Source organism: Akkermansia massiliensis (assembly GCF_018847375.1).
Taxonomy (GTDB): Bacteria; Verrucomicrobiota; Verrucomicrobiia; order Verrucomicrobiales; family Akkermansiaceae; genus Akkermansia; species Akkermansia massiliensis.
In genome coordinates this window covers 2,023,703-2,040,225 of the sequence record NZ_CP072036.1, presented here as the reverse complement: position 1 = coordinate 2,040,225, position 16,523 = coordinate 2,023,703, and the positions used below count along the sequence as shown (strand labels likewise).

Here is a 16,523-nt window from a genome sequence, read left to right as displayed (position 1 = left end):
AGGATGCCCCATGCCCTTGTTTTACCAGTTTCCCTGCTCCCGGCAATATGGACCGGACGGCTCAGCAGTCCCCGGCCCCACCCTGCGGAGCATGGACCTCCAGCAACTTTCCGAGCACCTGCATGACTCCGTTTTCCTGATTGGACGGGGCCTCAAACGCGGCCATGGCACGGATTTCCGGCACGGCGTTCGCCACGGCATAGCTGAACCGGGCCTGCCGCATCATTTCCGCATCATTCATCTGGTCCCCAAAGACCATCGTTTCCTCCGGAGAAATGCCCAGTTTCCGCTGAATCAGCTCCAGGGCGGCGCCCTTATCGGCTCCCTTCCGGCTGATGTCCATCCATTTTTCTCCGGAGACGGCCACCTGGAAGCCATGCTCCAAATGCTTCAGGCGGGGATAACTGTTTTCCTTCGCTCCCTTGAAGTCATATACGGCTATTTTCAGCAGCTTGTCCCCCTGCACGTCCAGCAGGTCATCCACCTCCTTGCAGCGGGTGTAATACCGGCGGGCCTCCCGGACGAATTCCGGCTGTTTATCTTCAATATATGCGGAGTCCAGGCCTGCAAGGACAATGCACGTCCCTTCAATGCGCCTGATCATGGCAATCAGCCCGGCCACCGTTTCACGGTCCATGTCCAGCACCAGCCATTCTCTGGAACCAGACGCCACATAGGCGCCGTTTTCGGCAATGAACAGCATCCGGTCCGCCACGGGGGCAAAGGTCCGGCGCAGTCCGTCATACTGGCGCCCGCTGGCCGCCGCAAAGCGGATGCCCCGGTGTTCAAGTTTTTTAAAGAGGGAGAAAAACGCAGGGTCCAGTTCTCCCTTTCCATTGAGCAGCGTTCCATCCATATCGGACGCAATAAGTTTGACGGAGTCCATAACGTTGCCTGAATCATCATGCGCCGTTTCTTCCAAGGCAAGAGCGGCTTCAGACAGCATGGGCCAGGCGACGGAAGAGACGTTTCAGCACACAGTAACGGAAATACCGCCTTTTTTCCGGCTGTTTTTACGGAAAACTGGTGCTCCCTGCATTTTTTAACTTCAATGGCAACAACAGCAAATGAAAGAAATTTTAAGACAGCCGTCACAACCGCAACGCCTAACGCATCATACCGGATTGTGAATCCGGACATAATTCAAATAATTGGAATTAAATGAACCACATCATAAGACCCATGTCCAATATGACGTCCGGGGCATGACACCATATTTTCCGCCACCCTCGCAAATGACTTTATCCACGGGCTTCTTTTCCATATCAGGCGGGAAAAAATCTCCCTCCGGATTCACAATCCGCCGTTTAAATTTCCATATAATTCGCTCCGGGCATTCCTTGCGCGTACCATTTTTTCATTGCCCGAAGTTACGGATTCCTGCATCATGGCTTTTTGCAGTTCCCCTGCTTATGATACACACGACCTTAAGAAAGAAAACCCTCTGGTTTCTTGGAGCTTTGAGCGTTTTTGCGGCTCTTGTCGCAGGCTCCACCATTTTCTGGTTCCTCAGGAATGACCCTTCCCCCGCGGAATGGAAATTCAACCCTATCTGGACAAAAGCGGAAAGGGAGCAAATTCTTACCGCAGCGGATTTCACGGCGCACCGCAGCCCGGAGCGTTTCATTTTCCGCGGGCTTTCCCCCAATTCCCGCCATATTGACTGGCACATGTTTTCCGAGGTTTCCATGCGCCAGTACATGCAGGACGAAATCAGGGAAAGGCTCCAGATGATCCGGAATACGGCGGAGAGCGCGGACGGCCGCTGCAGCACCTCGTCCCACGAAACCCTGCTGCACCTGGCTGCGGGGCTCGGAGAGGTGCAATTGCTGGGCCGCCTTCTGCAGCGCAACGCGGACCCGAACCTCCAGATCATCCTGCCGCACCAGGCCCTTCCCTCCATCCCGGGGTCCGAACAGGGGGATACACCCCTGACTTATGCCTGCCAGCCCGGAATGGACGATACCAGGCCCCTGCCGGTGCACAACAGGCTTTCCTGCCTTAACCTGCTGATCCAAAACGGCGCGGATGTGGATAAACCGGGCCCGATGGGCTGGCCTCCCCTCGTCATGACCTGCGTAGCCGGCATCGGAGGGGCGCCCTATGAGGAAACGGCTCTGTTTCTTCTGAAATGCGGGGCGGATATTTCCCTCCAGCCGGAATTGAGGGGTAAAAAAACCAGTCTGCTGACCTGGGCCGCCGCTGCCGGATACCCTCTTCTGGTCCGCAAGCTTTGCGAAGCCGGGTATGATCCCAATTTCCGCGGAGAGATGACCCCTCCCCTTCTTTCCCTGAACCTGAACACCCCGAAAACCGCGCTGCAAATCGCGCATACCCTGCTGGAGTACGGGGCGGACGTCAACGCGGCCATGCCCATGAACACGGCTCCGCCGGATTCCGGAGGAGACACGGCCCTGCTGAACCTGTGCCGCCAATTGGCTTTCATTGATATATCCCATCTCCCCCAAATCAGGGAACTGGTCAATCTTTTCATCAGCGAGGGGGCGGACGTCAACCATCAAAACGCAGCCGGGGAAACGGCCCTCATGCTGTGCTGCCGTGACATGCTGCTGGGGGACGATTCCCTTGACCGCCTGAAACTGGGCATTGCACGCCTGCTGCTGGACCACCAGGCAGACCCTTCCCTGCGTGACAAGTACGGGCGCACGGTCCTCCAGCAGATAGGCAACCGGTCAAACGACCATCTGCACATGGTCCTGAAGAACCTGCCGGAGTTAAACGCTTCACCGCTTCCGAAAAAGAGAGGCCGCTGAGTTCCTGCCGCCCCCCTGCGGCAGGACGCCTTTTATTTCACCCGGGCGTTCACCGTATCCAGCAGGACGCCGGCATCCGGTTTGGAACCGGTGCTGATGAAATGGATGTAACTGGCTCCGTTGGGAGATTGATTGGCCATTTTCAGCGTTCCGGCCTTCTTCCCGTCCAGGGAGACCACAGCCTGCGGCCCCTGCCACAGAATGGAAATTTCATGCCACGCGCCGGGCGCAAAAGGAACTTTTTTCATGCCCAGCAGCAGATGGGGCGCGGGCTTCAGCTTGATGGGGAAGGTGAACAGGGCGTAATCCTTCGTGGTGGTATCACAGGCATTGAACAGGCGGTCCGTCAGGGAAACCTGAAGGCCGGAATCGTCCGCCTGGTCCCCGTCCGCCACGCGGAAGCGGAACTTGACCAGCCCCGTGGTCCCGTTCGGGAAGTTCCAGGTGGCGCCCCCGTTCTGGTAATCCACATTGGATTTCTCATTAACCAGTTCTGGATCATTCAGGCGTTTGATTTGCAGCACTTTTTTTCCACCTCCGGAGGGGTCGGGCACCAGTTCAGCGGAGGGTTTGCGGTTATAGCTGCAATGGCCTTTTTTCTGGGGGATATAGGTATGGATGGTCCACTGGCCGTCCAGGTCCCTGCCCGTCTGCGTGGAACGCGTTTTGGCAGCCACCCAGCGGCGGTCCACGATGACCAGGCGGCGGTGGTTTTTGTGCTGCCCCAGGGAAATCAGGATGCGGTTCTTGTCAAGCTGCACCATTTCACTCTGGTGCTTGCCGCGGTCCTCCGGACCGTCCAGGGTGGCATAGCCGGGATGGTTGCGGTGTTCGTCCAGAATGATTTCCCGGAAGCCGTACCACGTCTTTCCTTCGTCATCAGACATGGCGATGTGGTGGGAATCACGGTTGGTGAACACGTCCTCCCACGTGCCGTTGCCTGCCGTGGCGTTTTCAGGCAGGGCCATCGTGTTCGTCCACAGGGAGACGATGGTTCCGTCATCCAGGCGGCCCAGCGTATTCATGGTCAGGGTTCCGAAGAAACGGGACGGCTCCGGCTTGCTCCATGTTTCACCGAAATCCTTGGAGAAAGCCTGCCACGCCTGGTCCTGGGAGGTGCGGGCCAGCGCCCACAGGGTGCCGTCCTTCATTTCCAGCACTGTGGCTTCCACGGCATTGTTGAACCACCTGACGCCCTGGTGGGGCGGCCTGGCTTCATGCTTGGGAGAGGTAACGCCATTTTTGGACACGCGCCAGGTCAGGCCTCCGTCGTCGGAAATATGGAACTTGGTGCCGCCGCCCATGTTATGGAACGGCACGATCACCCTCCTGCCCTTGTTGACAAAGGTGGGCGTGCGCATGATGCCGCCCAGTTTTTTCAGATTTTTCTGCTTCTCCGGATTTTTCCAGTCTTCCTCCAGCTTGCCGTCGTTCGTGACCGCAAACCACTTGCCGTCCAGGCCTCCCTTGGAGAGGAAGATGAACCCTCCGATGGGCTGCACGCGGATGAATTCCCTGGTCACGGGGTTGCGCGCAATCGCCGGGGATTCCTTGGGAATGCCTCCATAGTTGGGCGGGTAGCCGCTCGGAGCCGCCTTCATTTCCCAGGTCTTTCCGTTGTCCTTGCTGACCAGGTAGTCCGGTTCCTTGCGGGTGCCGGAGTAATAGCGGATTTCACGGGAGTTCACGCGGATGAGGCCGCGTCCGGCATCGGACGGCGGCGTAGCGACAATTTCAGGCTCCGGAGCGGGAGCGGCGTTCTGCTGGGCATAACAGCAGCAGACGGAACCGGCAAACAACGCAAACAACAGGTTTTTCATAAATCAAATACTAAAGGCGGTACATTTTCCTCAAACAGGACTTCCCCTTCAAGCACAATTCCCTCCTTCCTCAAAAAGACCACCGTCAGGAATGCTTGCCCGCGGATTTCCCGCCGCGGTATTTCGCATCCAGCTTTTTCAGAAGTACGGCCAGTTCCTTCTCCAGCACCTCGTACCCTTTGGCATTGGGATGCACTACATCCTTCATCAATTCATTGCGCGGAGAAACGCCGTCCGCGGAAAGGAGAGCCTTCCCCGGATCGGCAAAAAAGACGTTTTTTCCATTCTGCAGCTTTGCGAGCAGCTTGTTCGTCTGCTTCACCGGCTCCGTCAGGTTTTTCTCCCTCCTGGGCAGAATGCCCAGCAGCAGGATTTTGGAAGAGGGGCATTTCTGATGCACCAGGCGAACAAATGCCTTGATATTGTCCGCACAGGCCTGCGGAGCATCCTTCCGGTGGCCCAGATTGTTGGTTCCCAGCAGAATAATGATGACCCGCGGGGAGATGCCGGCCAGCTCCCCGTTCTGCACGCGGTAATAGGCATTGTCCACATAATCAAAGCCAAAGCCCATGTTGGTCACCGCATGGGGACCGAACAATTTCTCCCAGGAGGCCTCCCCCGCCTTCCTGCTGTCTCCGGAGGGTTCCCCTCCCCAATGATGGGTGATGCTGTCCCCTATCATCACGTATTCCGGCTTCACGGCCCGGTTCCGCTTCTTGACGGCTTCATGCCGCGCATTCCAGTCATACGGATCCCGCTGGTGGGGTTCCGGCTTCAGGGTGGCGGGCAGCGCGGCCGCAGGAGCGGAAAATGCGGGGAGCGCCAGGCAGGCGGCACCCAGCAGCGCAGTGAACGTATACAGCAGGGAATTCATGACGGAAAAACGGAATTGAAAAGCAGTTTAAAGAAATACTTCCGCGCATCAAGACCACATGCTGAAGCGGCCTTTCCCGGAAGAAAAAGACCACTGCCCCGACAGCCGGCCATGCCGCGCCGGAACATCAGGACGCGCATCCTCCCATTCCTGTCTTACCGAACTACGGAACCTCCCTTGTATCTGCCGTCTATTTTCTCCAGAAGCGAACTCAATTCCTTCCCCAGCACGTCATATCCCGCAGCACTGGGATGCAAGCCATCCACCAGCAGGCCGCTCTTTGGCGACACGCCATCTTCTGCCAGAAACGCCGTGCCCGGATTGGCAAAAAACACCCTCTTTCCATCAGCAAGAACGGATATCATTTTATTAGTTTCCACAATCAGGGGCGCCACCGCCTTTTCCTTCCTGGGCAGAATGCCCAGGAGCAGGATTTTAGAGGCCGGGCACTTCCGCCCCACCAGGCTCACAAAAGCCTTGAGGTTGTCCGCGCATGACTGGGGGGTATCCTTCCTGCCGCCAAGATTATTGGTTCCCAAAAGCACGATGATCACGCGCGGAGAGATTCCGTCCAGTTCCCCAAGCTGCACACGGTAGTAGGCATTGTCCACGTAATCTGAGCCAAACCCCATATTGGTCACCGTATGAGGGGAGAAAAGATTTTTCCATGCCTCCTTTCCCGTCCCCAGGGCCCTGTTGTCTCCGGAAGGCTCCCCTCCCCAGCGGTGGGTAATGCTGTCGCCAAAGACGGCATATTCCGGATTAACGCTCCGGTTCCTCTCCATCACGGCCTTATGACGGCCATTCCAGTCATAAACGGCGCGCTCGTTCACCTGAGGCTTTAGCGTAGACGGCAGCTCATTGGCGCACGCGCCGGAGAAAAAGGCCGCGCAAGAAACTCCCGCCAGCAACAAACAGAGGAATGAATGGGATTTCATCAAAATGATAGTTAAATATTGTTGGCGGCAATTTGGAGAGTAAAGAAAAAACTATCCCCCATAACCGTAAATTTCCCTCATTTTTTATTCCGGAACAGCCAGATGCCTGAAACAGACCAGCGCAACCGCTCCCGTTCCCCTCCTGGAAGAATTGGCCTTGTTGACCGCTAACATTCCCGGTATAATCAGGCGGTGCGGAGTTTCGCCGCTTCCGGGCTTTCAGCGGGCGCGGAGCGTCTTTCTCCGGTCTTCTTCACTACATCCTATTTATGATCAGCATAGTAAAAGACTTGAAGGAATCCCCCGCCCTTCCGCAGGAATGGCAGGGATTCAAGCCGGGAGCATGGACGGAGTCCATTGACGTACGGGATTTCATCCAGAACAACTACACGCCCTATTCCGGCAATGAAGAGTTTCTTTCCGGCCCCTCCCAACGCACGCTCCGGCTCTGGGAGGAACTGAAAGTCCTGCTGAAACGGGAAATAGACAACGGCGGCGTGCTGGATGCGGACCAGGAAGTGGTCTCCTCCATCGTCTCCCACAAGCCCGGCTACATTGACAAGGAGCTGGAAGTGGTGGTGGGCCTCCAGACGGACGCTCCCCTGAAACGCGCCCTGATGCCCTTCGGCGGCCTGCGCATGGCCCAGCAGGCCCTGGAATCCTACGGGTTCAAGATGTGCGAAAAAACGGCGGATATTTTCAACAAGATACGCAAGACGCATAACGAGGGCGTTTTCGACGCCTACACCTCCGACATCCGCGCCGCCCGCTCCGCCGGCATCATCACCGGACTTCCGGACGCCTACGGCCGCGGCCGCATCATCGGGGACTACCGCCGCGTGGCCCTGTACGGCACGGACAAGCTGATTGCCGAACGCCGCAAGGATCTCAAAAACCGTGAAAATTCCCCCCTTACGGATGAGCTGATCCGCCTGCGCGAGGAAATGAGCGAACAAATCCGCGCCCTGGAGGAACTCGCCCGGATGGGCGCCTCCTACGGCTGCGACCTCAGCCGCCCCGCCGGGAACGCCCGCGAAGCCGTGCAATGGACCTACCTGGGCTACCTGGCCGCCGTGAAGGAACAGAACGGCGCGGCCATGTCCCTGGGCCGCGTCTCCACCTTCTTTGACATTTACTTTACCCGCGACCTGGAACAGGGCCTCATCACGGAAGAGGGAGTGCAGGAAATCATTGACCAGTTCGTGATGAAGCTGCGCATCGTCCGCTTCATCCGCACGCCGGACTACAACAACCTGTTCTCCGGGGACCCCACCTGGGTGACGGAATCCATCGGCGGCATGGGGGAAGACGGGCGCACCCTCGTCACCCGCAGCTCCTTCCGCATGCTCCAGACGCTGTACAACCTGGGTCCGGCTCCGGAGCCGAACCTGACGGTGCTGTGGTCCGGGAACCTGCCGGAAGCCTTCAAGAATTTCTGCGCCAGGGTTTCCATTGAAACGTCCTCCGTCCAGTACGAGAACGACGACCTGATGCGCCCGCACTGGGGCGACGACTACGGCATCGCCTGCTGCGTGTCCGCCATGCGCATCGGCAAGCAGATGCAATTCTTCGGTGCGCGCGCCAACCTCGCCAAGTGCCTGCTGTACGCCCTGAACGGCGGCGTGGACGAACTCAAGGGGAAACAGGTGGCCCCGCCCTCCCCGCGCTATACGGAGGAAGTGCTCAAGTACGACGAAGTGATGGCCCTGTACGACAAGATGCAGGACTGGCTTGCCAAAACCTACGTTGACGCGCTGAACATCATCCACTACATGCACGACAAGTACTGCTATGAACGCATTGAAATGGCGCTGCATGATCCGGAAATCCTGCGCACCATGGCCACGGGCATCGCCGGGCTCTCCGTGGCCGCGGACTCCCTGTCCGCCATCAAGTACGCCACCGTGAAGGCCGTCCGCAATGAAGAGGGCCTGATTGTGGATTTCAAGACGGAAGGGGAATTCCCGTGCTACGGGAACAACGACCCGCGCGTGGACGAAATCGCATGCAGCCTGGTCAGCAACTTCATGGAAAAGCTGCGCAAGCTCCACACCTACCGCAACTCCCTGCCCACCCAGTCCATCCTGACCATCACCTCCAACGTGGTGTACGGCAAGAAGACGGGCAACACGCCGGACGGCCGCCGCGCCGGGGAACCGTTCGCGCCCGGCGCCAACCCCATGCACGGAAGGGACAGGAACGGAGCCGTGGCCTCCATGCTCTCCGTAGCCAAACTGTCCTATGGCGACTCCCTGGACGGCATCTCCTACACCTTCTCCATCGTGCCGCAGGCCCTGGGCAAGGAAGAAGGGGAACGCCGCACGAAGCTCGTCTCCCTGCTGGACGCCTACTTTGCCGCCACCGGGCACCACATCAACGTGAACGTGCTGGAGCGGGAAACCCTCCTTGACGCGATGGACCACCCGGAAAAATACCCTCAGCTCACCATCCGCGTTTCCGGCTATGCCGTGAACTTCATCAAGCTGACCCGGGAACAGCAGCAGGAGGTCATCAACCGCACCTTCCATACCCGTTAACCCAGCCAGGAAGCGGATGCCGCAGGCTTTCTCCCAGAATCCGGCCCCGGACGGTGAAACTGCCGTCACCGGACTGGTCCATTCCGTGGAATCCTGCGGCACCGTGGACGGTCCAGGCATCCGCTTTGTCCTCTTCCTGTCCGGGTGCAGCCTGCGCTGCCGCTACTGCCACAATCCGGACACCTCCTACGTGCGGAGGGGACGCCGCAGAAGCGTGGCCGACGTCCTTGAAGAAATAGCCCGCTACCGGGATTTCCTGCTGGCGGCGGGCGGAGGCGTCACCCTTTCCGGGGGAGATCCCCTTTTCCAGCCGGATTTTGCGAGAACCGTACTGAAAGGATGCAAGAAACTGGGGCTGCACACCTGCCTGGACACCTCCGGCCATCTGGGCGCGAACGCGGATGAAGAACTGCTGGCGAATACGGACCTCGTCCTGCTGGACATCAAGGCGTGGAACCCGGAACGGTACCGGGCCCTGGCAGGCGGGGAATTGCGCCCCACCCTGGAATTCGCGGAACGCCTGGCCGCCCTCCGCAAACCCGTCTGGCTGCGCTACGTCCTGGTTCCGGGCCTCACGGACAACATGGAAGACATCACAGAGCTCTCCCGCCATGCGGCGCGCCTGGGCAACGTGGAGCGCGTGGACGTGCTCCCCTTCCACCAGATGGGGCGCTTCAAGTGGGATGAACTGAAGCTGGACTACACCTTGAAGGACGTTCCGGAACCTTCCGAGGAACTGACGGAACAGGTCCGCGACATCTTCCGCCAGGAAGAAAATTTAAAAAGTTCCGTGCATTGAAGGCAGGAAAAATTCTTTTCAACCATGAGGCGTTTATAAAACATCCATTCCTCCTTTTACCATTCCAAGTAAAATCTCTACCTTATATTCAGCTTTTAAAGCACGTTCACGCCATATTCTGACATCCAAAGCCAGACCCTCCTCCCGTGCTTGTAACAGCAACGCAAGAATACATTCCCGTATGCAGGGAGGAATTTTTTCTCCCTGTTCCAAACGAACTATATCGGTCACGTCATATCCAGACAATTCAGCAAGATGAGCCAGCGTTAAACCGGCATCATTTCTCAACTTTTTAAAATTAATGCCTTTAGACATGACTTCCTGTTTAACACAGGCGTTTCTTCATCATAAGAAAAAGGACTAAGCTCTTTTCTTGGTAGAGAAACCCGTTAAATTTCAGAGGTTGTTATTTCCCTCAGAGCATCCAATACCTCCTGCACGGCAATATGGCGGTTGCAGGGAACATCACGGTCGCACTCCTTCAGGAAGCAGGGGGAACAGCACTGGTGGCTGTACAGGGAGCGGTTGAAGGGGCCCATGGGCCGGCAAACGTCCGGGAGGCGGGTGGAAAACAGGGTCACCACCGGAAGACCGCGGAAGGAGCAGAGGGACGGAATGTCACCATCCACAGCCACGGCCGCCACGGCGGCATCCATCACGGGGAACAAGGCTTCCGGAGTTCCCACCGCCAGCTCCACATTCAGGCGTTCCGCCAGAGCGGACGCGCGTTCCCGGTCTTCTTCCAGAGCGGCCAGTACGGGCCTGCCCGGCAGAAGGGAAACCAGCTCCGCCCATTGTTCCTCACTCCATTCACTGGCGCTGCCCAAGCTGGAGAACGGAGCCAGCAGGATGGGGGCGTTTTCCGCCGCAGCCGCCTTTTTCACCGGGAACAGGGACGGATTCCAGGCATCCAGCCCGTGCAGCCCCCCCAGTTGCAGATAAAGCTGAACCCGGTGCATGGGGGGAGCGGCGCGCAGGACGGGAGCCTTCACCCGGAATTTGTATTTCCGTGCGCCGGGATGCGTGTCCAGCCCGGAGAACATCATGGGCCCGTACGGTTCCAGCGCCTTGAGCGTTTCCATGTCCTGGTCCAGCATGACGCCCAGGTCCAGCGGACCGTCATTGTAAAATTCATCCGCGGCCAGCGCCTCCCGGAGCTGATTCAGGGAATCGTGCGGCAGAACATGGGTGACTTCCGGCACCGCCTTCCATACCCCCGCCTGCGCGGACGGGCAGATGACGTTCACCTGCATGTCGCGCCGGACGGCTTTCAGCGCACGGACCAGGGGAACGGTCACCAGGGCTTCATCCAGCGCCTTGGGAACAGCCACCAGAATGCGGTACGGCTGCAGCTCCATGTTTTCCAGAAGGCCGTCCGTTTTTTTATCCTGCGGAGCAAAGCGGTCGATGGACTTCCAGCGGTGGTGCATCCAGAACACGTCCAGAACGGACTTGCGGATCAACGTTTCCAGGCTCCGGTTCACTTCAATGGTGTCCCCCGCCAGGGAACCGTCCGAGTTGGAAAAATCCACCACGTTCCCCATGTCCGCTATCCAGTGTCCGGGAGAATCCGTGCGTACTGCGATGGCTACCATATCCGCTCCCGTCCTCTTCCGCAGCAAAGCGGGCAACGGCGTCGTGCCGGTCACCTTGCCGAAGAAGGGGACATACACCCCCTCCCAGACGAACTGGTCGCTCAGCACACCCAGGGCGCCGCCCTCCTTGACCATCTTCATGGGAGCCTTGATGCCGCCTTCCTTGGAAAACATCCGCGTGCCCCGCTCCGTGCGCCGCTTGTATACGTATTCCTCCATCAGCGGGTTGTCAAACTGGCGGTATATGGACCCGTAACGTTCCACTTCTGGAAAGAACACGCGTATCCTCGCCAGCGCCTCCCAGTTGCCGGAATGGGCTATGGCGCATACCTGCCCGCGCCTTTCCGCCGCAGGAGCGGCAAATTCTTCATGCCCCGCGATGGTGACGCATTTTTTCAACTGCTCATCCGTCAGGGTGGCCGTCTTCGCGGAGCACAGGAAATTGGCTATCGTCCTTTTGAAATTTTCCCTGCTCAATTTTTGCAGTTCCCTGCCGCGCAGGGCCGGATCCAGCACAATGCGCAGGTTTCTTTCCACAATTTTCCGGCGTTGCGGCAGCAAGTACCACGCCACGCCGCCCGCCACGCGCCCCAGGCGGTAAAGCGTTTTCATGCCCACGAGCTTCAGCAGCCCTTCCATGATCAGGAATCCTTTCATTCCCAGCTGATGGGCAAATGCAGGGCGAGAAGGAGAGGATGAAGGGGAGCTCGTCATAAGAAAACCGGAGAACATTTTATACGAATCCCTTCCGGTCCACAAACCCTTTATTCTCCCGCATGCGGCTTCCCTCCCGCGTTCCGGCGGCCTGCCGTCCCGGGAAGCCCCGTTCCATGCTTCCTTCCCACGGCGGAAAAGAACCGCTGCCGGAACGGAAACTGCACCGCCCTCCCGCCCCGTTCCGGATTTCACCATGAACTGTTTCTCCTCCAAATGCAGGAAAAAGCTTCCGGAAGGCTGCAACTGCCGCAAGCTGCAGCCCGGGGCCATACAGGGACCCGGACCGCAGCAGGTCATGGAAAAGATGTATCCCGTCCGGACAGCGGATACCGTTTACATGACATCCGCACGTCCGAAGGAAGGGCCGGGAAAAACAGAAACTCACCAGTACATGGCGGCCCAGAGCCGCCATCGGAAAAAGAAGAGCCGTCTTTTTGCAACAGTTCCGTGAAACAATAAAAAAGCGGACATTCCCACCGGAAATGTCCGCCCTGCTGCCTGCCGTTTGAAATGTATTTTTTCCGCCTCTCTCACTTCCGGCGGCGCACCAGCAGCGCCATCAGTCCCAGAACGCTCAAGGAGGCGGCCGCTGGTTCGGGAACCATGTTCCACGCCTCCTTGATTTCCTGTCCCGTCAATGCGGTACCATAAGCCTTGAAATCCGCGATGCTGAAGTAATGTTCATCCGTCGTGCCTCCGCCGACGGTCACGGTTCCGTTCTGGCCTCCGTTGAGCCCCGCGGACAACTGGGGGGTATCCACGATGTTTTCCCCGTTCAGGAAAATCTGGAAATCCGTTTTCCGGGTGGTGGTATCCGTACTGAGGGACATGGAGAGGTTGAACCATCCTCCATCAATGACGTCCTGCCCAATGGTGAAAGTCTGGCCCGCTTCTCCCGTTCTCCTGGAAGTAAACGTGCCGTCCCCGTTGTAAACAAGCTGGAGGCCGCGGAGAGAATCCGTCTCTCCAAAGCTGTAAATAGTGGCGGCAGACCCCAGGGAGGACAAATCCAGCCACATGCCCACCGTCTGCGTAGAAATGTTGCGGTCCCCGCCCGTCACCGTCGCCCAGTCCGTATAGGATGCCGTTGAATTGACCGCGGAGGAAATGCTCCATCCTTCCAGCTTGATGCCGCTTCCCGTCATGAATTGTTCCGAGGGAACGCCGGAAGAAAATTCCCAGGCGGCGGTAGTTGCGGCGCAGGCGGAACCAATGCCGGCAGCCAGCATGATGGTTAAGAATGTCTTTTTCATTATCTTAAACAGAGTTGATCGTCAGTTGATTGAAGGGAATATCCAGAACCTTCCCTTCCATGCAAAACCAATACCGGATTTGTAATCCGGTATTGATTCTACAGTCGGGAAAAGCTGTCCTTCGCGAAACTCCGGCATCGTGGGTACGAACCTTAATTGATATTACCCAGCTCCTTTCCCCAGCCAGGCGGTATGCGGCAACGGTTATTGAACGGAAGCTTCCGCTACGCTACAGAACGGGTTTCAACCACGAAAGGCGGGAGCCTTCCGCTCCCAGGCGACGGAGCCGCAAAATCACCGGGCACCGGCAAGCGAAATTTGCCCAAACCTTTTTTCTTTCAATTTTGTAGGCTTGACTTCGGATTACAAATCCGTCCATGCGTACTATCTTCTCTTCCGCAAGCCGCAGAAGCAGTTCGTCCGGAACTGCAATTTTACTTTTGGTAAAGAAATGACTTTACAATTCTTAACCAAACGGTATATTCCGTCTCCCGAACCGAACACCAAACCGGAGTTACACACCATGAAAGTTCTTTCTTCCTTAGCCTCTATGAAGCGCCGCCACGCAGACTGCCAAATCGTGAAGCGCAAGGGCACGCTGTATGTGATTTGCAAGAGCAATCCCAAGTTTAAAGCCCGCCAGGGCGCCACGGCAGGTACGCGTCTTTCCAAGAAGGGCGTCAAGTAAACCCTGGCCCAGCACAGATTTCAAGAAGACCGCCGCCCGCCGGGTGCCGGTCTTTTTTTGCTGACAAAGACCCTTCCCGCACATCCATGCAGCTTCCCACCGTCCAAACCAGATTTCTGGACCTGCCCGGCTCCTTTTCCCTGCGGAACGGCGCCGTGCTGGACAAGGTGCGCGTGGCCTACGAGCAGTACGGCGCCCTGACGCCGGAGAAGGACAACGTGATCCTGCTGTTCCACGCTCTTTCCGGCAGCCAGCACGCCTACGGTTACAATCCGGAAGTTCCGGGCACCGGGTCCCTCTGGAAACCGGAAAACCACGAGGGCTGGTGGAACAGCATCATCGGCCCCGGCAAGCCGCTGAATACGGACCGCTTCTGCATCATCTGCGCCAATTACCTGGGGGGCTGCTACGGCACCACCGGACCGGCCAGCCCATCCCCTGCGGACGGCCTGCCCTACGGCTCCCGTTTCCCGCACGTGGAGGCGGCGGACCAGGCGCGCCTCCAGGCTCTTCTGCTGGACAGCCTGGGAATAGAACGCATCCATCTGGCAGGACCGTCCGTAGGCGGCCTGATCGCCCTCAGCTTCGCGTGCCAGTTCCCGGAACGGGCACGGAGCTTCATTTCCATCGGCTCCGGCTACCGGGCTTCCATTGAACACCGTTTGTCCCTGTTTGAACAAATCCTGGCCATCGAGCTTGATCCGGATTTCCGCGGGGGCGACTATTACCAGGGACCGGCCCCCAAAAAGGGGCTGGCGTTCGCGCGCATCATCGGCCACAAGTCGTTCGTATACCAGGAAGGCCTGGAACAGCGCGCCAGAAAGGAAGTGGGGGGCAAGTCCGGACTGCTCACATGGATGACACCCACCCGCAGCACACAGAGCTACATGCTGCACCAGGGGACCAAGTTTGCGGAACGCTTTGACGCGAACGCCTACATCCGCATTGCGGACATGTGGGCGGAGTTCGACATCCGCGACCACGCTCCGGACGGAACGTTTAAAACCGCTCTGGAAGGCTTCCGCCGCGCAGGAATTCCCTCGCTCGTCTTTTCCATTGATACGGATTGCTGCTTCCGCCCGGCGGAACAGCAGGATTTTGTGGCGCAGCTGGAATCCGCGCGCATTCCCGTGGAGTTCCATACCATCGTTTCCACCAAGGGGCACGATTCCTTCCTGCTGGAGCCAGAGCTTTACGCGGAACCCATCCGGCGCATTCTGGCGGAAGGGCACCCGGAACACACTCCGTAAGCTTTTCCGTTCAAGCCGGGGAAACCTCCCTCCCCATCCGTTCTCCTGATAACCGCATCCCCGGAAACAAGGGCCCCCGCCCTTGTAAAGCGATTCCCACAAACAAGGAGGCGCCACGGGTCCGGGCAAGCCCGGAAGACGGATTGACAGCAAAGCCCTCCGGCTTTAGTCTCCCTGTCAAGGCACCGGACGCTTCCGGCGAATCATGAAAACTGCGAATTCCCCACGGAGCATTTCATGGCAGCCGCACAGGAGCCGTCCACCAGGGAAAGGAAGGATATGAACTATTATTTTATCGTAACGGTTTCTTTAAGCTCCGATGCAGACACTACATACGATTCCTACATCAGGGAAGTGAAGCCCATTGTTGAAAAACACGGCGGCGAATACCTGGTCAGGACCAATGAGGTCATTCCGCTGAGCTCCGGGTGGAAGCCGGACCGCGTGATCGTCATCCGTTTTCCCTCCAGGGAAAGCCTGGAACGCTGCTTTTCTTCGGAAGAATACCGGCAGATCAAGTCACTGCGTGAAGATTCCGTTGACAGCCACGCCATCATCGTGAAAGGAACGGATGGTGATGAAGCTCGGTGAAGGGCTGCATCAGATCAGGATTGATTTCCTGGCAAGCACAGGAGAACGGGGATAAGGGGGGGCTTTGCCGCGCATGCCGGAATGGACCGGCACCCCTGCAAATCGGATTTCCGCGACGGCCCAACTAAAAAAATAACCAAATTCAGGTGAACTCGATCCAGGGTTCCGCTGTCACACTCCTATGACTGATACTCATTACACCTCCGAGACGGAGAACGTCGGGCAATTCCGCTGTGAAACCACCTACATTCCCTCCAACATCACTTTTGCCACGGACCTGCCCGCCTCTTTTGAAGGCCGCGCGGAGTTTCCCTCCCCCGGCGTGATGCTCGGTTCCACGCTCGCCTCCTGCATGATGAGCCTGGTTTCCGTGGTCGCGGCCAGAAAGGGCGTGGACCTGAAAGGCATGCGCGTTCTGGCGCGCGCGGTGGAATCCTCCAAGGGGATTGAAAAGATTGAGCTGAAGGCCGTAATGCCCCTGGAAAGCAGCCATCCCCTCCGTTCCATGCTGGAAAAAACGGCCATGAGCTGCCCGGTCCGCCAGGCGCTGAGGCCGGACATGGAAACGCCCGTTGAATGGGAATGGAAGTAAGCCGCCCATGAGAGGGCGGAAATCACTCTTCACGTTATCCTATAAAGAAATCCCGCCCATTCACGAAGAAGGCCGCTGCGGATTATTCCGCAGCG

The 16,523-nt window shown here is 58.0% G+C and carries 15 protein-coding genes; 8 read left to right on the top strand and 7 right to left on the bottom strand.

Annotated elements, in window-relative coordinates; genetic code table 11:
- Nucleotides 1–61 precede the first annotated feature (61 nt).
- Nucleotides 62–886 carry a Cof-type HAD-IIB family hydrolase gene (locus J5W70_RS08520; protein WP_102722938.1) on the bottom strand — a complete coding sequence of 275 codons (825 nt, stop codon included), beginning with the start codon at nt 884–886 and terminating at the stop codon, nt 62–64.
- Between the two features lie 18 nt (nt 887–904).
- Between J5W70_RS08520 and J5W70_RS08515 the strand changes: the two genes are divergently transcribed.
- Nucleotides 905–1,165, top strand: coding sequence for a hypothetical protein (locus tag J5W70_RS08515; RefSeq protein ID WP_146021379.1), 261 nt, complete (start codon nt 905–907; stop codon nt 1,163–1,165).
- 247 nt (nt 1,166–1,412) lie between these two features.
- On the top strand, nt 1,413–2,774 hold the full coding sequence (locus J5W70_RS08510; protein WP_022397229.1) for an ankyrin repeat domain-containing protein: 1,362 nt from the start codon (nt 1,413–1,415) through the stop codon (nt 2,772–2,774).
- Between the two features lie 32 nt (nt 2,775–2,806).
- Here the strand turns inward: J5W70_RS08510 and J5W70_RS08505 are convergent, their stop codons facing one another.
- From J5W70_RS08505 to J5W70_RS08495, 3 genes are all read right to left on the bottom strand, one after another.
- Nucleotides 2,807–4,594, bottom strand: coding sequence for a sialidase family protein (locus tag J5W70_RS08505; protein ID WP_022397230.1), 1,788 nt, complete (start codon nt 4,592–4,594; stop codon nt 2,807–2,809).
- An 85-nt stretch (nt 4,595–4,679) separates the two neighbouring features.
- Entirely contained in the window at nt 4,680–5,468 is a 789-nt protein-coding gene (locus tag J5W70_RS08500; protein ID WP_022397231.1) for a GDSL-type esterase/lipase family protein, read from the bottom strand.
- Between the two features lie 155 nt (nt 5,469–5,623).
- A complete protein-coding gene (locus tag J5W70_RS08495; RefSeq protein ID WP_257228269.1) occupies nt 5,624–6,301 on the bottom strand; it encodes a GDSL-type esterase/lipase family protein in 678 nt (225 codons plus the stop codon).
- A gap of 374 nt (nt 6,302–6,675) precedes the next feature.
- Here J5W70_RS08495 and pflB point away from each other — a divergent pair, with 374 nt between their 5' ends.
- Both pflB and pflA read left to right on the top strand, forming a co-directional pair.
- Entirely contained in the window at nt 6,676–8,943 is a 2,268-nt protein-coding gene (gene pflB, locus J5W70_RS08490) for a formate C-acetyltransferase (protein WP_022397233.1), read from the top strand.
- Nucleotides 8,944–8,959: 16 nt separating this feature from the next.
- On the top strand, nt 8,960–9,742 hold the full coding sequence (pflA, locus tag J5W70_RS08485; protein WP_022397234.1) for a pyruvate formate-lyase-activating protein: 783 nt from the start codon (nt 8,960–8,962) through the stop codon (nt 9,740–9,742).
- 33 nt (nt 9,743–9,775) lie between these two features.
- Here pflA and J5W70_RS08480 read toward each other — a convergent pair whose 3' ends face one another.
- The 3 genes from J5W70_RS08480 to J5W70_RS08470 form a co-directional block, all read right to left on the bottom strand.
- Nucleotides 9,776–10,057, bottom strand: a complete 282-nt coding sequence (locus J5W70_RS08480) for a helix-turn-helix domain-containing protein (RefSeq protein ID WP_102722744.1) — start codon at nt 10,055–10,057, stop codon at nt 9,776–9,778.
- Between the two features lie 74 nt (nt 10,058–10,131).
- Nucleotides 10,132–11,994, bottom strand: coding sequence for an LpxL/LpxP family acyltransferase (locus J5W70_RS08475; protein WP_022397235.1), 1,863 nt, complete (start codon nt 11,992–11,994; stop codon nt 10,132–10,134).
- A 590-nt stretch (nt 11,995–12,584) separates the two neighbouring features.
- Nucleotides 12,585–13,307, bottom strand: coding sequence for a LamG-like jellyroll fold domain-containing protein (locus J5W70_RS08470; protein ID WP_022397236.1), 723 nt, complete (start codon nt 13,305–13,307; stop codon nt 12,585–12,587).
- A gap of 523 nt (nt 13,308–13,830) precedes the next feature.
- On the opposite strand from J5W70_RS08470, the gene ykgO reads away from it, so the two are divergent.
- From ykgO to J5W70_RS08450, 4 genes are all read left to right on the top strand, one after another.
- Nucleotides 13,831–13,995, top strand: a complete 165-nt coding sequence (gene ykgO, locus J5W70_RS08465) for a type B 50S ribosomal protein L36 (RefSeq protein ID WP_065529996.1) — start codon at nt 13,831–13,833, stop codon at nt 13,993–13,995.
- 86 nt (nt 13,996–14,081) lie between these two features.
- On the top strand, nt 14,082–15,245 hold the full coding sequence (locus J5W70_RS08460) for a homoserine O-acetyltransferase family protein (protein ID WP_022397238.1): 1,164 nt from the start codon (nt 14,082–14,084) through the stop codon (nt 15,243–15,245).
- A 279-nt stretch (nt 15,246–15,524) separates the two neighbouring features.
- Nucleotides 15,525–15,836, top strand: a complete 312-nt coding sequence (locus tag J5W70_RS08455; protein WP_343123159.1) for a DUF1330 domain-containing protein — start codon at nt 15,525–15,527, stop codon at nt 15,834–15,836.
- A 181-nt stretch (nt 15,837–16,017) separates the two neighbouring features.
- On the top strand, nt 16,018–16,428 hold the full coding sequence (locus J5W70_RS08450) for an OsmC family protein (RefSeq protein ID WP_022397240.1): 411 nt from the start codon (nt 16,018–16,020) through the stop codon (nt 16,426–16,428).
- Nucleotides 16,429–16,523: the final 95 nt, after the last annotated feature.